The organism is Phytobacter sp., assembly GCF_059074235.1.
This window is the reverse complement of sequence record NZ_JCACPZ010000003.1, coordinates 19,320-38,477: the sequence shown is the minus strand read 5'-3', so window position 1 is coordinate 38,477 and position 19,158 is coordinate 19,320. Positions and strand designations below refer to the sequence as shown.

At 56.6% G+C, this 19,158-nt stretch carries 18 protein-coding genes; 12 read left to right on the top strand and 6 right to left on the bottom strand.

The window, feature by feature from the left end; all coding sequences use genetic code 11:
• Positions 1-20: 20 nt before the first annotated feature.
• Genes AC5JPW_RS03490 through yigI form a run of 3 tightly spaced genes read right to left on the bottom strand, consistent with a single transcriptional unit; the run spans position 21 to position 2,497 of the window.
• Positions 21-1,046, bottom strand: a complete 1,026-nt coding sequence (locus tag AC5JPW_RS03490; RefSeq protein ID WP_494238286.1) for a LacI family DNA-binding transcriptional regulator — start codon at positions 1,044-1,046, stop codon at positions 21-23.
• A 44-nt stretch (positions 1,047-1,090) separates the two neighbouring features.
• Positions 1,091-1,978, bottom strand: coding sequence for an EamA family transporter RarD (gene rarD / locus AC5JPW_RS03485; protein WP_494238285.1), 888 nt, complete (start codon positions 1,976-1,978; stop codon positions 1,091-1,093).
• A 51-nt stretch (positions 1,979-2,029) separates the two neighbouring features.
• Complete coding sequence (yigI, locus tag AC5JPW_RS03480) at positions 2,030-2,497, bottom strand: acyl-CoA thioesterase YigI (RefSeq protein WP_485887506.1); 468 nt, start codon at positions 2,495-2,497, stop codon at positions 2,030-2,032.
• Positions 2,498-2,657: 160 nt separating this feature from the next.
• On the opposite strand from yigI, the gene pldA reads away from it, so the two are divergent.
• The 3 genes from pldA to rhtC all read left to right on the top strand — a co-directional run bounded on the left by pldA (position 2,658) and on the right by rhtC (position 6,111).
• Complete coding sequence (pldA, locus tag AC5JPW_RS03475) at positions 2,658-3,533, top strand: phospholipase A (protein WP_494238284.1); 876 nt, start codon at positions 2,658-2,660, stop codon at positions 3,531-3,533.
• 66 nt (positions 3,534-3,599) lie between these two features.
• Complete coding sequence (gene recQ, locus AC5JPW_RS03470; protein ID WP_494238283.1) at positions 3,600-5,426, top strand: ATP-dependent DNA helicase RecQ; 1,827 nt, start codon at positions 3,600-3,602, stop codon at positions 5,424-5,426.
• Between the two features lie 61 nt (positions 5,427-5,487).
• Complete coding sequence (rhtC, locus tag AC5JPW_RS03465; RefSeq protein WP_494238282.1) at positions 5,488-6,111, top strand: threonine export protein RhtC; 624 nt, start codon at positions 5,488-5,490, stop codon at positions 6,109-6,111.
• A 38-nt stretch (positions 6,112-6,149) separates the two neighbouring features.
• Here rhtC and rhtB read toward each other — a convergent pair whose 3' ends face one another.
• Positions 6,150-6,770 (bottom strand): homoserine/homoserine lactone efflux protein, encoded by a 621-nt coding sequence (gene rhtB, locus AC5JPW_RS03460; protein ID WP_494238281.1) that lies wholly within the window; start codon positions 6,768-6,770, stop codon positions 6,150-6,152.
• A 105-nt stretch (positions 6,771-6,875) separates the two neighbouring features.
• Between rhtB and pldB the strand changes: the two genes are divergently transcribed.
• The 3 genes from pldB (at position 6,876) to AC5JPW_RS03445 (ending at position 9,676) form a co-directional block, all read left to right on the top strand.
• Positions 6,876-7,871 (top strand): lysophospholipase L2, encoded by a 996-nt coding sequence (gene pldB / locus AC5JPW_RS03455; RefSeq protein ID WP_494238280.1) that lies wholly within the window; start codon positions 6,876-6,878, stop codon positions 7,869-7,871.
• Positions 7,872-7,896: 25 nt separating this feature from the next.
• The gene (gene yigL / locus AC5JPW_RS03450; RefSeq protein WP_494238279.1) at positions 7,897-8,697 is read left to right on the top strand and encodes a sugar/pyridoxal phosphate phosphatase YigL; all 801 of its coding nucleotides are present in this window, start codon (positions 7,897-7,899) and stop codon (positions 8,695-8,697) included.
• Positions 8,698-8,776: 79 nt separating this feature from the next.
• Positions 8,777-9,676 (top strand): carboxylate/amino acid/amine transporter, encoded by a 900-nt coding sequence (locus tag AC5JPW_RS03445; RefSeq protein WP_494238278.1) that lies wholly within the window; start codon positions 8,777-8,779, stop codon positions 9,674-9,676.
• Here the strand turns inward: AC5JPW_RS03445 and metR are convergent.
• Positions 9,564-10,517, bottom strand: a complete 954-nt coding sequence (gene metR / locus AC5JPW_RS03440) for an HTH-type transcriptional regulator MetR (RefSeq protein ID WP_494238277.1) — start codon at positions 10,515-10,517, stop codon at positions 9,564-9,566. The two genes, AC5JPW_RS03445 and metR, sit on opposite strands and share 113 nt — an antisense overlap.
• A gap of 116 nt (positions 10,518-10,633) precedes the next feature.
• On the opposite strand from metR, the gene metE reads away from it, so the two are divergent.
• Positions 10,634-12,895, top strand: a complete 2,262-nt coding sequence (gene metE, locus AC5JPW_RS03435; protein WP_494238276.1) for a 5-methyltetrahydropteroyltriglutamate--homocysteine S-methyltransferase — start codon at positions 10,634-10,636, stop codon at positions 12,893-12,895.
• Between the two features lie 32 nt (positions 12,896-12,927).
• Here the strand turns inward: metE and AC5JPW_RS03430 are convergent, their stop codons facing one another.
• The gene (locus AC5JPW_RS03430; RefSeq protein ID WP_494238275.1) at positions 12,928-13,692 is read right to left on the bottom strand and encodes a DeoR/GlpR family DNA-binding transcription regulator; all 765 of its coding nucleotides are present in this window, start codon (positions 13,690-13,692) and stop codon (positions 12,928-12,930) included.
• A gap of 135 nt (positions 13,693-13,827) precedes the next feature.
• On the opposite strand from AC5JPW_RS03430, the gene AC5JPW_RS03425 reads away from it, so the two are divergent.
• From AC5JPW_RS03425 to AC5JPW_RS03405, 5 genes are read left to right on the top strand one after another with little or no spacing between them, the layout of a single operon-like run.
• Entirely contained in the window at positions 13,828-14,805 is a 978-nt protein-coding gene (locus AC5JPW_RS03425; RefSeq protein ID WP_494238274.1) for an ABC transporter substrate-binding protein, read from the top strand.
• 3 nt (positions 14,806-14,808) lie between these two features.
• Complete coding sequence (locus AC5JPW_RS03420) at positions 14,809-16,521, top strand: ABC transporter permease (protein ID WP_494238273.1); 1,713 nt, start codon at positions 14,809-14,811, stop codon at positions 16,519-16,521.
• Positions 16,509-17,537, top strand: a complete 1,029-nt coding sequence (locus tag AC5JPW_RS03415; RefSeq protein ID WP_494238272.1) for an ABC transporter ATP-binding protein — start codon at positions 16,509-16,511, stop codon at positions 17,535-17,537. The genes AC5JPW_RS03420 and AC5JPW_RS03415 overlap by 13 nt, the downstream gene beginning before the upstream one ends.
• Positions 17,489-18,598 (top strand): MBL fold metallo-hydrolase, encoded by a 1,110-nt coding sequence (locus AC5JPW_RS03410; protein ID WP_494238271.1) that lies wholly within the window; start codon positions 17,489-17,491, stop codon positions 18,596-18,598. Before AC5JPW_RS03415 ends, AC5JPW_RS03410 begins: the two co-directional genes overlap by 49 nt.
• Complete coding sequence (locus AC5JPW_RS03405) at positions 18,589-19,155, top strand: histidine phosphatase family protein (RefSeq protein ID WP_494238270.1); 567 nt, start codon at positions 18,589-18,591, stop codon at positions 19,153-19,155. Before AC5JPW_RS03410 ends, AC5JPW_RS03405 begins: the two co-directional genes overlap by 10 nt.
• The last annotated feature ends 3 nt before the right edge of the window (positions 19,156-19,158 follow it).

The window sequence follows — 19,158 nt, the reverse complement described above, 5'->3', positions numbered from 1 at the left end:
GGCAGTGAGCGTCGGGAGAATTAAGGCGTCTGTATGCGGGTCGAAAGGCGGTCGATAAGAGTAAAGCCGACATCGTCATTAACGGTATCGTAAACACCGTTTTTCAGTCGACGCAGCAGGGCGGTTGAGGCCAGTTGCCCAATATGTTTGCCATCGATACGCACCGTGGAGAGCGGTGGATAGGTGTGGGCGGCAAAATTCATATCGCCAAAGCCAAATACTGAAACCTGTTCAGGCACCTTGAGATGACGGCTGGCTGCTTCGGTAAGCACGCCATGTGCGATGGTGTCTGAAGTGCACACCACTACACGCGGGGTGCTGTCTGCTTCCAGAATACGCGTCAACCCCTCGCGCCCCTGTTCCAGGGCTGGCAGTTCGCTGAAGCTTTGATGCACAACGTCGGTGATACCATGTTCCTGCAGGGTTTCCAGAAACACCCGTGCGCGCACTTTACCTCGTGGGTCGTCAACAGAGAGTAAAGCAAAGTGGCGGTAGCCCTGGTCAACAAGGTGATTTGCCACACTGCGCCCCACCTCTTCGTGAGAAAACCCCACAAGCATATCAATCGGTGAATCACTGACATCCCAGGTTTCCACTACGGGCACGCCCGTTGCGCGCAGGCGCTTACGGCTGGGTTCGGTGTGCACCGTCCCGGTCAGAATAATGCCATCCGGGCGGCGACTGAGGATCACGTCCAGCAGCTCCTGTTCCTGTTTGGCTTCATACCCCGAGATACCGAGTAGCACCTGGTAACCGTTGGCCGCCAGTTGCTCGGCAATGGCCTGGAAGGTATCTGAGAAGATAGGGTTGGTGAGCATTGGCACCAGCACCGCCACCAGGCGGCTGCGGTTAGAGGCTAGCGCGCCTGCGTTCTGGTTGGGTACAAAACCCGTCTCTTCAATGACTTTCAGTACCCGATTGCGCGTAGATTCTTTGACCTGCTCCGGTTGGTTCAGCACGCGAGACACCGTGATGGGAGCCACGTTAGCCATCTTTGCTACATCTGCGATGCGGAGTCCTGAAACAGCCTGTTTACGACCTGGCATACAACGTCCACCACTGAGAAACGGTTAAGTTATTAGGGGCTATCTTATCGACCACGACGCTGCGTATACAGGGCATCAAGGACGAAAACCGCTAATGCCACCCAAATAAACGCAAAGGTCACCATTTTATCGGCACCCGGATGCTCGTCGTAGAAGGTGACCGCCAGCAGGAACATCAACGTTGGTCCGATGTACTGGAAGAAACCGAGCGTTGACAGCCGCAGGCGGGTCGCTGCACCGGTAAAGCAGAGTAACGGTATGGTCGTGACCACGCCCGCCGCCATCAGCAGCAGGTTCAGTGACCAGCTGTTTTGATCCATATGGCTGGTGGCGCTGTCAGTAATGCCAAATAACCAGATTGCCGCGATGGGCAGTAGCCACAGGGTTTCGATCAACATGCCGGTTTGTGCATCAACGGCAATTTTTTTACGGATAAGGCCATAGAAGGCGAAGCTGAAGGCCAGGCCTAAGGAAATAATGGGCAGAGAGCCGAAGGCCCAGAGCTGTACCAGCACGCCGGTGGCTGCCAGGATCACTGCCATCCACTGCATGCGACGAAAACGCTCCCCGAGGAAAATCATCCCCAGCAAAATATTCACCAGCGGGTTAATGAAATAGCCCAGGCTGGCTTCCAGCAAATGGTGATTATTCACCGCCCAGATAAACAGCAGCCAGTTACCGCCAATCAGAACGGCAGACAGCGCTAATAAAAAGAGTTTCTTTGGCACATGTAACAGCGCTTTTACTTGCTGCCACTGACGGCTGATGCTTATCAGCGCGATCATAAAGAAAAAGGACCAGATGATGCGGTGAGTCAGGATTTCATCGGCGGGAACATACCCAATCAGTTTGAAATAAGCGGGTGCAATACCCCAAATCAAATAAGCCGCGAGGGCGAGTAAAACCCCCTGTCGCGTCTGTTTTGCATCCATGTCGGTGAACTCTTTGCTGAAACGTGACGCTACTTTACCTGATTTTGTGATTCAACCCACCATATAGGTCGCGGTTGCACTGGCGATGTAGACCTGCTCTTCGTTATGCAATTCCACACGTGCGACGGCGACCTTATTGCCTGCCCGCAGTAAACTGCTGCTGGCGGTGAAGCGATTGCCCCGGCCCGGGCGCAAATAATCCACGCGCAAATCGATGGTGCCCATGCGTGATAAGCGGGTACGTAACTCGTCTTCGGTGAGCGTGTCGTGGCGGGTGAGGGTGCTACCCACGCAGACCAGCCCGGCGGCGACATCAAGTGCGGAGGCAATCACGCCGCCATGAAGGATGCTCTGCGCCCAGTTGCCGACCATCATCGGCTGGTTATTAAAACTCAGCTGCGCGAACTCTTTTTCGTAGCGAATCAGTTCCAGGCCGAGCGCGCGATTAAACGGCATGTGATAGACAAAAATCTCGCCCACCAATTTAAGTGCGGCATCGGCGGTAAGGATGGCAGACATAAGGGCTTTATCCGTAAAGTTAATGAGATGTTGATTTTATGCCTCTAAATTGTTGATTTCCAGTTTCAGACAGGATACCTGAGCAGTACTTCAATAATTCTGTAGAATAGATGGCGTTAAAATATTCAATTCAACAACATTGTTCAGGGGAAGAGAGCCGATGCGGACGTTTCTGGGTTGGTTTGTAGCAGTGTGCATGTTGCCTTTTGCAGCATTTGCGCAGGAAGCGACAGTAAAAGAAGTTCATGATGCGCCCGCAGTGCGCGGCAGTATTATCGCCAATCTACTGCAAGAGCATGATAATCCGTTCACGCTCTATCCGTATGAATCGAACTACCTGCTTTACACCTACACCAGCGACATGAACAAAGAGGCCATCCGCTCTTACAGCTGGTCTGACGAAGCGCGCAAGGATGAAGTGAAATTCCAGCTCAGCCTCGCTTTCCCGTTATGGCGTGGCATCTTAGGGCCGAACTCGGTGCTGGGTGCGTCCTACACGCAAAAATCCTGGTGGCAGCTCTCCAATACCAAAGAACCGGCCTCTTCACCGTTCCGTGAAACCAACTATGAACCACAACTCTTCCTCGGCTTCGCAACGGATTACAGCCTGGCGGGCTGGACGCTGCGCGACATGGAGTTTGGTTTCAACCATGATTCCAACGGGCGCTCCGATCCGACTTCACGTAGCTGGAACCGTCTCTACACGCGCCTGATGGCGCAGAACGGCAACTGGCTGGTGGAACTGAAACCCTGGTATGTCGTAGGAGATACCAACGATAACTCGGATATCACTAAGTACATGGGTCACTATCAGATGCGCATTGGTTATCAGTATGGTGATGCCATCTTCAGCGTAAAAGGCCAGTACAACTGGAACACCGGCTACGGTGGCGCGGAGATGGGCGTGAGCTATCCGATTACCAGGCATGTTCGCTTCTACACTCAGGTTTACAGTGGTTATGGCGAGTCGTTGATTGACTACAATTTCAATCAGACACGTGTCGGTGTCGGCGTAATGCTCAACGATCTGTTTTAAGCATTGCAGTTTCATGAGCAGGCGCTGAAAATAGCGCCTGTTTTTTTGCGGGTGAATGGGGTACATGTGGCGCAGGCGGAAGTATTGAATCTGGAATCGGCGGCCTTACAGGTTTTACGTGAAACCTTTGGCTACCAGCAGTTCCGTCCGGGCCAACTGGATATTATCGACACGGCGCTCGCCGGTCGCGACTGCCTGGTAGTGATGCCCACCGGCGGCGGTAAATCCCTCTGTTATCAAATTCCAGCGCTGATCCTCCCGGGGTTAACCGTGGTGGTCTCGCCGCTGATTTCACTGATGAAAGATCAGGTCGACCAACTGCTCGCGAATGGCGTGGCAGCGGCATGTCTGAATTCAACCCAAACCCGCGAGCAGCAGCTTGAGGTGATGGCGGGGTGCCGTACCGGGCAAATCCGTCTGCTCTATATCGCCCCAGAACGCCTGATGCTCGACAATTTCCTTGAACAACTTCGCCACTGGAATCTCACCCTGTTAGCCGTGGACGAAGCACACTGTATTTCCCAGTGGGGCCACGATTTCCGCCCGGAATACGCCGCGCTGGGCCAGTTGCGTCAGTATCTGCCTGCTGTTCCCTTTATGGCGCTCACCGCCACGGCGGACGACACTACGCGTGCAGACATTGTGCGTCTGTTGGGGCTTAACGACCCGCTGATTCAAATCAACAGCTTCGACCGCCCGAACATCCGTTACATGCTGATGGAGAAGTTCAAACCGCTCGATCAGCTTCTGCGCTATGTGCATGACCAGCGTGGCAAATCCGGGATCATTTACTGCAACAGTCGCGCGAAGGTGGAAGACACCGCCGCTCGCCTGCAAAGTCGCGGCTTTAGCGCGGGGGCGTACCATGCCGGGCTGGAAAATGAAGTGCGCGCCAGCGTGCAGGAGAAATTCCAGCGTGATGACCTGCAAATTGTGGTCGCTACCGTCGCCTTTGGTATGGGCATAAACAAACCTAACGTCCGCTTTGTGGTCCATTTCGACATTCCACGCAATATCGAATCCTACTACCAGGAAACGGGGCGTGCCGGGCGAGACGGATTACCCGCAGAAGCCATGCTGTTTTATGCCCCGGAAGATATGGCCTGGCTGCGTCGTTGTCTCGAAGAAAAACCGACCGGGCAGTTGCAGGACATCGAACGTCACAAGCTCAATGCAATGGGCGCGTTTGCTGAAGCGCAGACCTGCCGTCGCCTGGTGCTGCTCAATTACTTTGGCGAAGGACGTCAGGAACCCTGCGGTAACTGCGATATCTGCCTTGATCCGCCCAAACAGTACGATGGTCTGACCGATGCGCAAATTGCGCTTTCCACTATTGGTCGCGTGAATCAGCGATTCGGGATGGGGTATGTGGTTGAGGTACTCCGTGGGGCTAATAACCAACGTATACGCGAACTTGGCCACGATAAGCTTAAAGTCTACGGCATGGGCCGGGATAAAAGTCACGAGCACTGGGTCAGCGTGATTCGCCAGTTGATTCATTTAGGGCTGGTGACGCAGAACATTGCTCAGCACTCCTCTTTACAGATGACGGACGCCGCGCGACCGGTGCTGCGAGGCGACGTTCCTCTCCAGCTTGCCGTTCCGCGTGTGGTGGCGCTGAAATCCAGGGTTATGCAAAAGGCGGCAGTCGGTAACTATGACCGCAAACTCTTCGCCAAACTGCGCAAATTACGTAAAGCCATTGCCGATGAAAACAATGTTCCGCCGTATGTGGTCTTTAACGACGCGACCCTTATTGAAATGGCAGAACAGATGCCGATCACGCCAGGTGAAATGCTCGGTGTGAACGGTGTCGGTGTGCGTAAGCTCGAACGTTTTGGTCAGGAATTTATGGCGCTGATCCGTGCCCATGTCGACGGCGATGATGAGTAGCCAGCACGGACGAAAAGTGCCAGGATAGTGACCCACTTTATTATTTTCCCGCGAGTTAAACATGTTAATGCTCTTCCTCACCGTTGCCCTTGTGCACATTGTTGCGTTGATGAGTCCGGGGCCGGACTTCTTCTTTGTGTCGCAGACTGCTGTTAGTCGCTCCCGTAAAGAGGCGATGATGGGCGTGCTGGGTATCACCGCAGGCGTGATGGTGTGGGCGGCGGTTGCGTTGCTCGGTCTGAACCTGATCCTTGAGAAAATGGCCTGGCTACATAGCATTATTATGGTCGGCGGTGGCCTGTACCTGTGCTGGATGGGCTACCAGATGCTGCGCGGTGCGCTGAAAAAAGAAGAGAAAGCAGCACAAGCCCCGCAGGTTGAGCTGGCGACCAGTAGCGGTCGTAGCTTTATGAAAGGGCTGTTGACGAACCTTGCGAATCCGAAAGCCATTATCTACTTCGGTTCGGTATTCTCCCTGTTTGTGGGCGACAGCGTCGGTGCTCACGCGCGCTGGGGCATCTTCGTGCTGATTGCGCTGGAAACCTTTGCCTGGTTCACCGTTGTGGCAAGCCTGTTTGCCTTACCGGCGATGCGTCGGGGTTATCAGCGTCTGGCGAAGTGGATTGACGGTTTTGCCGGTGCGTTGTTTGCCGGTTTCGGCATTCACCTGATCATTTCGCGCTAAGTTTTAAACCGGATGGCGTCTGCCATCCGGTGACTCCATCAGGCATGTCTTGCCGATGCCAGCAGTGCTCCCACCAGCATAAACAACGATCCAAACACCTTGTTCAGCGCTTTCATCTGGTGCGGTCCTTTGATCCAGCCCGCGATGCGCTGTGCCAGCGTCGCATAACCAATCATCACGATGATATCCACCACGATAGTGGTCACGCCCAACACCACATACTGCATGACCTGGGGCTGATGCGGCACAATAAATTGCGGGAACAGTGCAGCCAGGAAGACGATGCTTTTCGGGTTGGTGAGGTTCACGAACACAGCTCGTTTAAACAAGCGCGTGCGTGACTGAGTCTGGGCGAGCGTATTGAGGTCAATCGCCCCGGCGGCACGCCATTGTTGAATACCCAGCCAGATCAGATAGGCAGCACCGGCCCATTTCAGCACCTCAAACGCCAGTACCGAGCGCGAGAAGAGGGTTCCCAGACCGATACCGACCAGCACAATATGAATGCCTAAGCCGGTTTGCAGCCCGGCAATCGAGGCCGCTGCGCCGCGATAGCCGTGGCTTATCGAGGTGCTCATAGTATTGATCGCCCCGGAACCGGGCGACAGGCTGAGGATAATGGACGTCAGCAGATAGGCGAACCACCACTCGAAGGTCATGAGAAACTCCCTGGTTGTCTGTTTTTATGCCACAATACGCTATTGTCAGCGGAATTTGCTACAGGTCACAAAAACGTTTTTGTCGCGCGAGTGAGGGCGTAGCCAATGTTCCGGCAAAACAAGGACTGGGAAACCAGAGAAAGCGCGTTTGCTGCCTTTGCGACAGGCCCGTTAACGGACTTCTGGCGCCAGCGCGAAGAGGCCGAATTCACCGGCGTTGATAACGTTCCGGTGCGTTATGTTCGTTTCCATGCCGTCAGCCACGACAGGGTTATAGTGGTCTGCCCTGGCCGTATCGAAAGCTACGTAAAATATGCCGAACTGGCGTATGACCTGTTCCATCTCGGGTTCGATGTGCTCATCATCGACCATCGCGGTCAGGGGCGTTCCGGTCGTATCCTGGAAGATTCACACCGGGGCCATGTGGTCAATTTCAGTGACTACGTTGATGACCTGGCGGCGTTCTGGGAGCAGGAAGTCACCCCCGGCCCGTGGCGTAAGCGTTATATCCTGGCGCACTCAATGGGTGGGGCAATTGCCACGCTCTTTGTGCAGCGCCACCCGCACGCGAGTTGTGATGCCATTGCCCTGTGCGCGCCGATGTTCGGCATCATTATCCATCTGCCGGACTGGATGGTGCGTCCGCTGCTGGACTGGGCGGAAGGTTACCCGCGTATTCGCGAAAATTACGCAATTGGGACGGGTCGCTGGCATGCATTGCCGTTTGCGATCAATACGCTGACCCATAGCCGTGAACGCTACCGGCGAAACCTGCGTTTTTACGCTGACGAACCGCAACTGCGCGTCGGTGGGCCGACCTGGCACTGGGTGCGGGAAGGCATTCTGGCCGGTGAGCAGGTGCTGGCAGGCGCCGAATCAGATACGTCGCCGATGTTAATTATTCAGGCGGAAGATGAGCGTGTGGTGGATAACCGTATGCACGATCGCTTCTGCGAGATTCGCGCCGCAGAGGGGCACCCTTGTGAAGGGGGTAAGCCGCTTGTCATAAAGGGCGCGTACCATGAGATCCTCTTTGAAGAGGACGCCATGCGCTCAGTCGCGCTCAGCGCCATCGTCGACTTCTTCGATCGGCATAACTAACGATTTATTGAGGTATAAGGTTCTTATGTATCAGGTTGTTGCATCTGATTTAGATGGCACATTGCTCTCCCCCGACCATACACTCTCCCCGTACGCGAAAGAAACGTTGAAGCTACTCACCGAGCGCGGAGTGAACTTCGTTTTCGCGACCGGGCGTCACCATGTGGATGTCGGGCAAATCCGCGACAATCTGGGGATCAAAGCCTATATGATCACCTCAAACGGTGCGCGCGTACACGATACTGACGGCAATCTGGTGTTCACTCATAACCTTGACCGTGACATCGCCACCGATCTGTTTGGCGTGGTGCACAGCAACCCGGATATCGTCACCAACGTCTATCGTGATGACGAGTGGTTTATGAACCGTCATCGCCCGGATGAAATGCGTTTCTTCAAAGAGGCGATTTTTCAGTACTCCCTGTACGAGCCGGGTCTGCTGGAGCCGGAAGGGATAAGCAAAGTCTTCTTTACCTGCGAAAGCCACGAGCAGTTGCTGCCGCTGGAGCAGGCCATCAACGCCCGCTGGGGCGATCGCGTTAACGTCAGCTTCTCTACACTGACCTGCCTGGAAGTGATGGCGGGCGGCGTATCGAAAGGCCATGTGCTGGAAGCGGTATCGGCAGCATTGGGCTACAGCCTGAAAGAGTGCATCTCCTTTGGCGACGGCATGAACGATGCTGAAATGCTCTCTATGGCTGGCAAGGGTTGCATCATGGGTAACGCGCATCAGCGCCTGAAAGATTTGCACCCTGAGCTGGAAGTGATTGGGACCAACGCCGACAACGCGGTACCGAACTACCTGCGCAAACTCTTCCTGGATTGACGATAAGGTCAGTTATTGACCAGTTGTCAACTAAATACTCCGCTACAATGGGTGTTCCTTATTCAGAGAGACATTCATTGTGGCGCTTCTCATCATCACCACGATCCTGTGGGCCTTCTCCTTTAGCCTGATTGGCGAGTATCTTGCCGGGCACGTCGATAGCTATTTTTCCGTGCTGATGCGCGTCGGGCTGGCGGCACTGGTCTTTTTACCCTTCCTGCGTACGCGTGGGCTGCCGTTTAAAACTATCGGCCTGTATATGCTGGTGGGGGCGTTACAACTGGGCGTGATGTACCTGTTCAGCTTCCGGGCGTATGTCTACCTGACGGTAACGGAGTTTTTACTCTTCACGGTCTTTACCCCGCTCTACATCACCCTGATCTATGACCTGCTCAGTAAGCGCAAACTGCGCTGGGGTTACGCGCTGAGCGCGCTGCTGGCTGTCGTGGGGGCGGCGATTATTCGTTATGACAAAGTCAGTGACCATTTCTGGACGGGCCTGATGTTTGTGCAACTCGCCAATATCAGTTTTGCCATCGGCATGGTGGGCTACAAACGCCTGATGGAAACGCGACCGATGCCGCAGCACAACGCCTTTGCCTGGTTCTACCTGGGTGCCGCTGTCGTTGCGGTGATCGCCTGGTTTGCGCTGGGTAATCCGCAAAAACTGCCGACCACCCAGGTGCAGTGGGGCGTGCTCGTCTGGCTGGGGGTTGTGGCTTCCGGTCTGGGCTACTTTATGTGGAACTACGGGGCAACGCAGGTGGATGCCGGTACGCTTGGCATCATGAACAATGTGCACGTCCCGGCCGGGCTGCTGGTGAACCTCGCCATCTGGCAGGAGCAGCCACACTGGCCGAGCTTTATTATTGGGGCTGCGGTGATAATGGCCTCGCTGTGGGTCCATCGACGTTGGGTCGCTCCGCGCTCCGAACAAACGGCAGGTGATCGCAAGCGTGGTTCCGCGCTGAGCGAATAAACGCCTCAGTAACCGGTTGGCGCTGCTCGCCATCGCGCGTGGCGGCGTACAACCGGCTCCACAATCCTTCGCCCAGGGTCTTCGTCACCACCAGGCCCTGGCGTTCAAAACTCTCCACCACCCAGTGTGGTAATGCTGCAATCCCCATCCGCGCCGCCACCATCTGTATCAACAACAACGTGTTATCCACGCTTTTCAGCGAGGGGCTGATGCCTGCCGGTTGCAGGAAGTGACGCCAGATATCCAGACGACTGCGTTGAACCGGGTAGATGAGCAAGGTTTCGGTGGCGATATCTTCCGGCGTGATCCGCGTACGGGATGCCAGAGGGTGATCCGGTGAGAGCACCAGACGCACCTCATAATCAAACATTGGCGAATAGAACAGACCGCTGCGCGGCAGAATGTCTGAGGTCATCACCAGATCCAGCTCACCCTGTTGCAGCGCAGGCTGCGGGTCAAAGGTCACGCCGGATTTGAAATCCATCTCCACCTGCGGCCACTGGGTATGAAAACTCTCCAGTGCCGGGGTCAACCACTGAATACAGCTGTGACACTCAATGGCGATGCGCAGACGCGTTTGCTGCGGTTCGTTGCAGGCCTGCAGTGCGCTGGTGATTTGCGGCAGCACCTGGTTTGCCAGTTGCAGCAAGATTTCGCCCTGCGGCGTAAAGCGCAGGGGCTGACTTTTACGCACAAAAAGCCGGAAGCCAAGGCGCTGTTCCAGATCGCTGAACTGGTGGGAAAGTGCGGATTGCGTCTGGTGCAGCGATGCCGCTGCCGCGGCGAGCGATCCGCAGTTCCGTAACGCTTGCAGCGTTTTCAGATGTTTAATTTCGATCATGAAAGTCCTTCACTTCGGCGTGAACAATTTGCGCTTGAGGAATATACAGTACCTTCACATTATGGAAGTGTAAACATCTGGACGGCTAAATCCTGAAAATTCACAAGGGGCATACCATGACAGTTTTAAATCACACCCTCGGTTTTCCGCGTGTTGGTCTGCGTCGCGAGCTGAAAAAAGCGCAAGAGAGCTACTGGGCAGGAAACATTTCCCGTGATGACCTGCTGACCGTCGGGCGCGAACTGCGTGCCCGTCACTGGGATCAGCAAAAAGCGGCGGGCATTGACCTGCTGCCGGTGGGTGACTTCGCCTGGTACGACCATGTTCTGACCACCAGCCTGCTGCTCGGCAACGTCCCGGCTCGTCATCAGAACAAAGACGGCTCTATCGACATCGATACTCTGTTCCGCATTGGCCGTGGGCGTGCACCGACCGGCGAACCGGCTGCGGCGGCAGAAATGACCAAATGGTTTAACACCAACTATCACTACATGGTGCCGGAGTTTGTCAAAGGCCATCAGTTCGGGCTGAGCTGGACCCAGCTGCTGGATGAAGTAGACGAAGCGCTGGCGCTGGGCCACAAGGTCAAGCCCGTGCTGTTAGGCCCGGTCACCTACCTGTGGCTGGGTAAAGTCAAAGGTGAGGCGTTTGATCGCCTGAGCCTGTTGAACGACATTCTGCCGGTCTACCAGCAGGTGCTGGCTGAGCTGGCGAAACGCGGCATTGAGTGGGTACAAATAGACGAACCTGCACTGGTACTGGAACTACCGCAGGCGTGGCTGGATGCGTTCAAACCTGCATACGACACCTTAACAGGGCAGGTAAAACTGTTGCTGACCACCTATTTCGAGGGCGTCACGCCAAATCTCGACACCCTCACGGCGCTGCCGGTTCAGGGTCTGCATGTGGATCTGGTGCATGGCAAAGACGACGTGGCTGAGTTACATAACCGCCTGCCGGCAGACTGGCTGCTTTCTGCAGGCCTGGTCAACGGTCGTAACGTCTGGCGTGCCGATCTCAGCGAAAAATATGCACAAATTGCAGCGATCAACGGCAAACGTCCATTATGGGTGGCCTCTTCCTGTTCACTGTTGCATAGCCCCATCGATCTGAGTGTGGAAACGCGCCTCGATGCTGAGGTGAAGAGCTGGTTTGCCTTCGCCCTGCAGAAATGTGAAGAGCTCGCACTGCTGCGTGATGCCCTGAACAGCGGTAACACGGTGGCTCTTGAAGCGTGGAGCGCACCGATTCAGGCGCGTCGTCATTCCACTCGCGTCCATAACCCGGCGGTGACCCGCCGTCTGGCAGCGATTACCGCGCAGGACAGCCAGCGCAGCAGCGCTTACACCGTGCGTGCCGAAGCCCAGCGTGCGCGCTTCAACCTGCCTGCCTGGCCGACCACCACCATCGGTTCATTCCCGCAAACCACCGAGATCCGTGGCCTGCGGCTGGACTTCAAAAAGGGCAATCTCGACGCTAACCACTACCGCACCGGCATTGCTGAACACATCAAACAGGCGATTGTGGAACAGGAACGTCTGGGGCTGGATGTGCTGGTGCACGGGGAAGCCGAACGTAACGACATGGTTGAGTACTTTGGCGAACATCTGGACGGTTTTGTCTTCACTCAGAACGGCTGGGTGCAGAGTTACGGCTCTCGTTGCGTGAAGCCGCCGGTGGTGATTGGCGACGTCAGCCGCCCGGAAGCCATCACTGTGGAGTGGGCGAAGTATGCGCAGTCTCTGACCGACAAACCGGTAAAAGGGATGCTGACCGGTCCGGTGACGATTCTGTGTTGGTCCTTCCCGCGTGAGGACGTCACCCGTGAAACCATCGCCAAACAGATTGCACTGGCGCTACGTGACGAAGTTGCGGATCTGGAAGCGGCCGGTATCGGCATCATCCAGATCGACGAACCGGCGCTGCGTGAAGGTCTGCCGTTACGCCGCAGCGATTGGGATGCGTATCTGGCCTGGGGCGTGGACGCCTTCCGCATCAATGCCGCCGTGGCGAAAGATGACACCCAAATCCATACCCACATGTGTTATTGCGAGTTTAACGACATCATGGACTCCATCGCGGCGCTGGATGCGGACGTGATCACCATCGAAACGTCGCGTTCGGATATGGAACTGCTGGAGTCGTTTGAAGCGTTCGACTACCCGAACGAAATCGGGCCGGGCGTCTATGACATTCACTCGCCGAACGTTCCGAGCGTAGAGTGGATTGAAGCCCTGCTGGCAAAGGCCGCGCAGCGTATTCCGGCTGAACGTCTGTGGGTTAACCCAGACTGCGGCCTGAAAACCCGCGGCTGGCCAGAAACCCGCGCCGCACTGGCAAACATGGTCAAAGCGGCGCAGAACCTGCGCCAGGCGTGACCCTCAGCGCGTCACTTGTTCAGGGTGGCGCGTTACTCCTCCTCCCGACACAACCATTTTGTATTGCGCTGCGCCAGCAGCGCTTTTTGCTGCTGTGTGGGTGCCCGATCGCTGACCACATAGTGAAAATCGCCGATATCGCCGTTGCGACACATTGCCCGGCGGCCAAATTTGGTGCTGTCTACCACCAGCACGTTGACTTCGGCACTGGCGACCAGCGCCTGGCGGGCCACCACTTCCTCGTCGTTAAAATCATACAGCTCACCCTCTTCACCAATGCCGCCCACGGATACCACGCCGACGTCGACCCGATAGCGGCGGAAAAAAGTCAGGGCATCGCTGCCAATCACGTCCAGATCGCGCTTGCGTACTCTCCCGCCTGAGACGGTCAGTTCGCAGCCCGCTAACTGGCTGAGCGGCGTGGCAGCATGGAGATTGTTGGTACAGACTGCCAGTTGGGTATCCACTGGCAGGGCGCGGGCGACCATCTCGACGGTGGTGCCGGTACCGAGAAAACAGCTTTCCGCCTCGCTGAGTAACTGCACGACGCGCTCGCCAATCCAGCGTTTGCCGACCACGTTCACAATCTCACGCTGTTGATAACCGATATTTTCGCGTGCGAAAGGGGCGACCATGCCATGGCGGCGCAGTAACAGACCCTGCGCGGTCAGTTCGCGCAGGTCGCTGCGCACGGTTTGTAACGAAACGCCGAAGTAGTGGGCCAGTTGTTCAATGCTGCTTTCACCCTGTTCGGTAACGAGAGAGACAATCTCGCTGCGGCGTGCTTCCGGAGTCATATTCGCATCCTGCTTAAGGCATTTTCGCTCATGCTAGCCCGCGAATATGAAATTATTACTACGAAAAAAACGGGTCATATTTCTGTCAGATTCCCTTGTTTTAATCGTCACAACGAAAACCAAGGGGATGAAAACATGAGTAAAACACCTGCACTGGCTGTGGTCTTTCTGGCAATGATGAGCGCGTCGGCCTTCGCCAAATCTACCCTCACGCTCTACACCAGCCAGCCTAACGAAGATGCACAAATGACGGTCAGTGCTTTTGAGCAGGCACACCCGGATGTGGAAGTGAAATGGATTCGTGATGGAACCACCAAGCTGATTGCCCGTCTGCAGGCGGAAATCGCTGCCGGTGGTGCCAGCCCGGACGTGCTGCTCATCGCTGACAGCGTGACGATGGAATCCCTGAAGCAACAAAATCTGCTGGTGGCATATAAGTCACCGCAGGCCAGCCGCTACGACGCCCAGTTGTACGACAAAGACGGTTACTACTACGGCACCAAACTCATCACCACCGGGATTGCTTACCACACCAAAGCGCCGGTGAAGCCGGAATCCTGGCAGGATCTGCTCAAGCCTGAGCTGAAAAACATGACCACGCTGCCAAGCCCGCTCTATTCCGGCGCGGCGCAAATTCACCTCGCCACACTGATGAATGACCCGCAGCTCGGCTGGCAGTATTACGAGAAACTGAAAGAGAACGGGGCGATGCCGCAGAGCGGTAACGGCGGTGTGATGAGCGCGATTACCTCCGGCAGCAAAGCCTATGGCGTGCTGGTGGACTACATGGCGATCCGTGAAAAAGCCAAGGGTGCACCTATCGAGTTCGTCTTCCCGAAAGAGGGCGTCAGCATTGTGACCGAGCCGGTCGCGATGATGAAAGATGCGAAAAACGTGGAAGGGGCAAAAGCCTTTATCGATTTTGTGCTCTCCCCGGACGGCCAGAAGCTGGTACTGAAACAGGGTTATCTGACGGCTGACCCAAACCTGCCGGTTCCGCAGGGCTTCCCGGCGCGCGACAGCATCAAGCTGATGGCCTACGACCCGGCGAAAGCACTGGCAGATGCCGAACCAAATAAAAAACGTTTTGCCGATCTCTTCGGAAACCGCTAAGTCATGACTGCGATGACCCTACGTCAGCCCGCCACCAGCAGCCCCCCGAAGGGGCTGCTGTGGCTTTTACTCTGCCTGCTCGCGCTGCTCAGTTTGCTCCCTAGCCTGAGGCTGCTGATCTCGGCACTTTTCGACTGGCAGCAGGGCAGTAACAGCAGCCTGTGGCGCGTGCTCAGTAACCATTCCACCTGGGTTGCGCTCTATAACAGCCTCTACACCAGCGGACTGGGCACCTTGCTGTCGCTGATTCTGGGTAGCCTGTTCGCCTTCTGCCTGGCGCTGACCAATATTCGCGGCAAGCAGATCTGGGTGTTCCTGTTTATGCTGCCGATGATGATCCCCCCGCAGGTGACGGCCCTGAGCTGGCTGCAACTGTTCGGGCCGAGCAGCATTCTGCTTAACAGCATTGGTTTAGCCCCGGCATTCGGGAGTCCGAATCCCCTTTATTCGCCGGAAGGTATTGCGCTGTTGCTGGGCATTCAGCATGCACCGCTGGTGTTTCTGGCCCTACGCACCCAACTGCAATGCCTGCCGAAAGAGCAAATTGAAGCCGCTCGCCTGAACGGCGCATCGCTATGGCGGGTGTTTCTCGACATCGTATTGCCGCTTTGCCGTACCGCGCTGTGGGCGGGCGCGGCGATTGCCTTTGTCTCCGCACTGGGGAACTTCGGTATCCCCGCTATGCTCGGCATTCCCATCTCCTATTTCGTGCTGCCGATTCAGATTTACCAGACGCTCTCAAGCTTTGGTCCGTCAATGCTCAACGATGTGGCGGCGCTGTCGGTGCTGATGGGCGTGCTGGCGATTGGCATCGTAACCCTGCAAGGGCGAATGCAGCGGCGCTATGCCCTGCCACTGATTGGCATGGCAGGGCGTGCACTGAGTTTTGAACTGGGCCGCTGGCGGCTGGCAACCGAGCTGCTGTTAAGCACGGTGCTGTTTGCCATTCTGTTGGCACCGCTGCTGGCGTTGCTGGTGACCTCGCTGGTGCCGACGCTCGGTGTGCCGCTGAATATGGACACCCTGACGTTCTCGGCCTGGCGTGCCATTTTTGACGATCAGAGCGCGACCTGGCGAGCACTCACTAACAGCGTAACGCTTTCGGTCAGTGCCTCGCTGGTGTTGATGATGATCTGCCTGCCACTGGCATGGCTGCTGGTGCGGTACCCCAGCCGTCCGCTGCGCTGGCTGTACAGCGTGATCGACATTCCTTATACGCTGCCCGGCGTGGTGCTGGCGATTGCTTTTATCCTGCTGTTCGCCCGCCCGCTGCCGCTGGTGGGAATTAGCCTCAGCGGCACACTGACCATCATTTTCCTCGCCTATCTCGCCCGTTTCCTGACGGTGTGCCTCAAACCCGTGCACAACAGCATGTTGCAGCTCGATCCGGCAATGGAAGAGGCGGCAAGTCTGGCGGGGGCCAATTTCTCCCAGCGCCTGCGGCACATCGTCCTGCCGCTGTTGGCACCGGCTGCGTTTGCGGGCGCGCTGTTGGTCTTCCTGACTGCGGTGAACGAACTGACGGTGTCGGCGCTGCTGTGGAGTGCGGGCAAAGAGACCATCGGCGTAGTGATTTTTAATCTCGATGAGAGTGGCAACAAAGTGCTGGCCTCAGCGATCTCCGTACTGGTGGTCGCCCTGGTAGCAGGCGTCATGCTGCTGTTGAGCCATCTCGGCAAGTATTTACCCAAAGGAGTGATTCCGTGGCAGAACTGAAACTGGAACGGTTATGCAAAGCATTTGGCGATCAGTTCGTGGTACGGGACCTGGATTTGACCATTCCCGAGGGGGCGTTTACCGCGCTGCTCGGGCCGAGCGGCTGCGGGAAAACCACCACGCTGCGCATTTTGGCCGGATTAGAGCATCTCTCTTCGGGGCGTTTAACCCTCGGCGATCGCCTGCTGGCAGACGCGCGTGTCCATATGCCGCCGGAGACGCGGGACATGGGGATGGTCTTCCAGTCCTACGCGCTGTGGCCGCATATGACGGTGGCAGAGAACGTGGGCTACCCGCTCAAATTGCGCAAAGTACAGGGCGCGGCACGCCAGAAACAGGTGATGGACGCATTAGAAATTGTTGAGCTGGGCGCGTACGCCAATCGTTCACCGCAGGAACTGAGCGGTGGGCAGCGTCAGCGTGTGGCGCTGGCTCGCTGCCTGGTGTCGGAGCCGCAGGTGGTGCTGCTGGATGAACCACTGGCCAACCTCGATCGGCATCTGCGTGCCACCATGGAACAGACCTTCCGCGATTTTCATCGTCGTACCGGTGCGACCTTTGTTTATGTCACCCACGATCAGGCTGAAGCGATGGCGCTGGCGAGCCACATTGCGGTGATGAACAAAGGGGAACTGATGCAGTGGGGCGCGCCGCAGACGCTCTACCAGCACCCTGACAATGCCTGGGTGGCGGGTTTTATTGGCAAGGGCAACATTGTCTCGCTGGCCGGTCATGGCGATGTGCAGGATCTCGACAGCATCCAGTTGCACAATGGCCTGGCATCCGGCAATGACGGGCCGCGCCAGCAGGTGCTGATTCGCCCGGAGCATGTTCAGGTCACCGATAATGGCCTGACTGCAACGGTGGAGAGCTGTATTTTCCAGGGGGAGCGCTATTTGCTGGCGCTTCGTCTGCAGGATGGACAAACCTTGAGCGCCTTCCACCATTCTCCGCTGCGTGAGCAGCAATGCACGGGCGTTCGCCTGCTGCAGGGCTGGCGGCTGGAGGCGGCGTGACGGTAAGTATTGACGTTCTCAGTGGGCTGAACAGTAAAGCTCCGGCGGCGATCCTGATTACCACTGCGCAACAGCGTATTTTGCTCGATGCGGGTGGCGCTCTGGATCCTGATGAAGATCTTTGGCCGGTGCCGGATAATCTCGATGCGGTATTGCTGAGCCATGATCATGTGGATCATATTGCAGGTCTCGGCAGGCTACCGGCAGGAATCCCCGTCTATTGTACGGCGATCACCGCGCAGGCATTACCCGTCGGGCATGACATTCGCATTATCCCGGTGCGCGGCCAGTTTCGGCTTGGCGAAATAACGGTAACGACAGGCAGTTGCGGGCATGCGCTCGGCGGCGTCTGGTTTCATCTCAACATTGCGGGTGGCATTTTTTACAGCGGTGATTTCAGCCTGGAGTCGGCGCTGTTCCACTTTGATACCCCGCCTCCTGCGCATGTGGCGCTGCTCGATGCCTCCTATGGTTTGTACGATGTGGCGCAGTCTGCGCAGTGGGAGACATTGCAGACCTTGTTCTCTCTTCCTACACTTTGTCCGGTACCGCCTTCCGGGCGTGCCGTGGAACTGGCGATGCTGCTGGCAAGACAAGGGCACACAGATATCGCGCTGGATGCACCCTGCCAGGCGATGCTCCGGCAGATGGTGGAACACAACGATGGCAGTCTGCGACCGAAAGCGCAGGGAGAGTTGAAGCAACTCTTACAGACCCTCCCGCCGTTTTCCCCGCAGGCTCATGTGGTGTTCGCCGCCGATCCCGACGGCCAGAGTGGTATGGCCAGGGAACTGCGTGCCCGTGGCGATTTTCATCACCGGACGCTGTTTACGGGGCACCTCAACCGTGTCGCCCGGCAGCAGTGGCTTAATGGTGAAGTGGATTTCTGCCGCTGGAATGTGCACCCGACTCTGAAGAGCTTGCAGGCGTTGGTCGCTGTCCTGGATTGCCGCATGCTGTTCCCGCTGTTTACGCCGATTGAGGATGTCGGGCGCTGGCAGCAAACGCTACAGTGCGAGATTATGATGCAAAGCTATTCTGGAATTGATGAATGTCACTGATATGTAAGCCTTTTGTCTTTGTTCGTCACGGTGAGACGCCGTTGAATCGCGATAAACTCATTGGTGGACGCACGGATGTGCCGTTAACTGAAGAGGGTGAAAAGCAGGCGCTGGCCGCCGGGCCGATCCTCCAGTCCTGGGAGTGGAGCGGGGTTGGGGTGAGTTCCCTCCAGCGTGCCCGTCACACGTTAGAGCTGGCGCTGCCGGGGGTGCCCTATGAGGTGCATGATGGCCTGCGCGAGCGCGACTGGGGCTTACTGGAAAATCACCCGATTTCTGAACTCCCGCCGTATGAAAGCACGCCGCCCTGGGGAGAAAGCTGGGAAGCCTTCAGCACCCGCGTCACGGAGGCGCTGAACAGCCTGCTCGAAAAATACGATATGCCGCTGATTGTGGCGCACTCAGGTGTCTTTCGCGTGATTCGTTACTACGCCAGCGGGACGCCTTACGGCGATCGCGTCGGCAATGTGGTGCCGATGTGGATCTCGCCGGGTAAAACCGAAGAAGAGTGGCAGATTGTCCCGCTTTCCGACTCTTCATGGCAGCTTGGGCGCTAATGA

Bases quoted from the DNA above. Each gene is read 5' to 3' on its own strand.
- AC5JPW_RS03490 (WP_494238286.1), bottom strand. From the start codon at position 1,046: ATGCCAGGTCGTAAACAGGCTGTTTCAGGACTCCGCATCGCAGATGTA.
- rarD (WP_494238285.1), bottom strand. From the start codon at position 1,978: ATGGATGCAAAACAGACGCGACAGGGGGTTTTACTCGCCCTCGCGGCT.
- yigI (WP_485887506.1), bottom strand. From the start codon at position 2,497: ATGTCTGCCATCCTTACCGCCGATGCCGCACTTAAATTGGTGGGCGAG.
- pldA (WP_494238284.1), top strand. From the start codon at position 2,658: ATGCGGACGTTTCTGGGTTGGTTTGTAGCAGTGTGCATGTTGCCTTTT.
- rhtC (WP_494238282.1), top strand. From the start codon at position 5,488: ATGTTAATGCTCTTCCTCACCGTTGCCCTTGTGCACATTGTTGCGTTG.
- rhtB (WP_494238281.1), bottom strand. From the start codon at position 6,770: ATGACCTTCGAGTGGTGGTTCGCCTATCTGCTGACGTCCATTATCCTC.
- pldB (WP_494238280.1), top strand. From the start codon at position 6,876: ATGTTCCGGCAAAACAAGGACTGGGAAACCAGAGAAAGCGCGTTTGCT.
- yigL (WP_494238279.1), top strand. From the start codon at position 7,897: ATGTATCAGGTTGTTGCATCTGATTTAGATGGCACATTGCTCTCCCCC.
- metR (WP_494238277.1), bottom strand. From the start codon at position 10,517: ATGATCGAAATTAAACATCTGAAAACGCTGCAAGCGTTACGGAACTGC.
- metE (WP_494238276.1), top strand. From the start codon at position 10,634: ATGACAGTTTTAAATCACACCCTCGGTTTTCCGCGTGTTGGTCTGCGT.
- AC5JPW_RS03430 (WP_494238275.1), bottom strand. From the start codon at position 13,692: ATGACTCCGGAAGCACGCCGCAGCGAGATTGTCTCTCTCGTTACCGAA.
- AC5JPW_RS03425 (WP_494238274.1), top strand. From the start codon at position 13,828: ATGAGTAAAACACCTGCACTGGCTGTGGTCTTTCTGGCAATGATGAGC.
- AC5JPW_RS03420 (WP_494238273.1), top strand. From the start codon at position 14,809: ATGACTGCGATGACCCTACGTCAGCCCGCCACCAGCAGCCCCCCGAAG.
- AC5JPW_RS03410 (WP_494238271.1), top strand. From the start codon at position 17,489: ATGCACGGGCGTTCGCCTGCTGCAGGGCTGGCGGCTGGAGGCGGCGTG.
- AC5JPW_RS03405 (WP_494238270.1), top strand. From the start codon at position 18,589: ATGTCACTGATATGTAAGCCTTTTGTCTTTGTTCGTCACGGTGAGACG.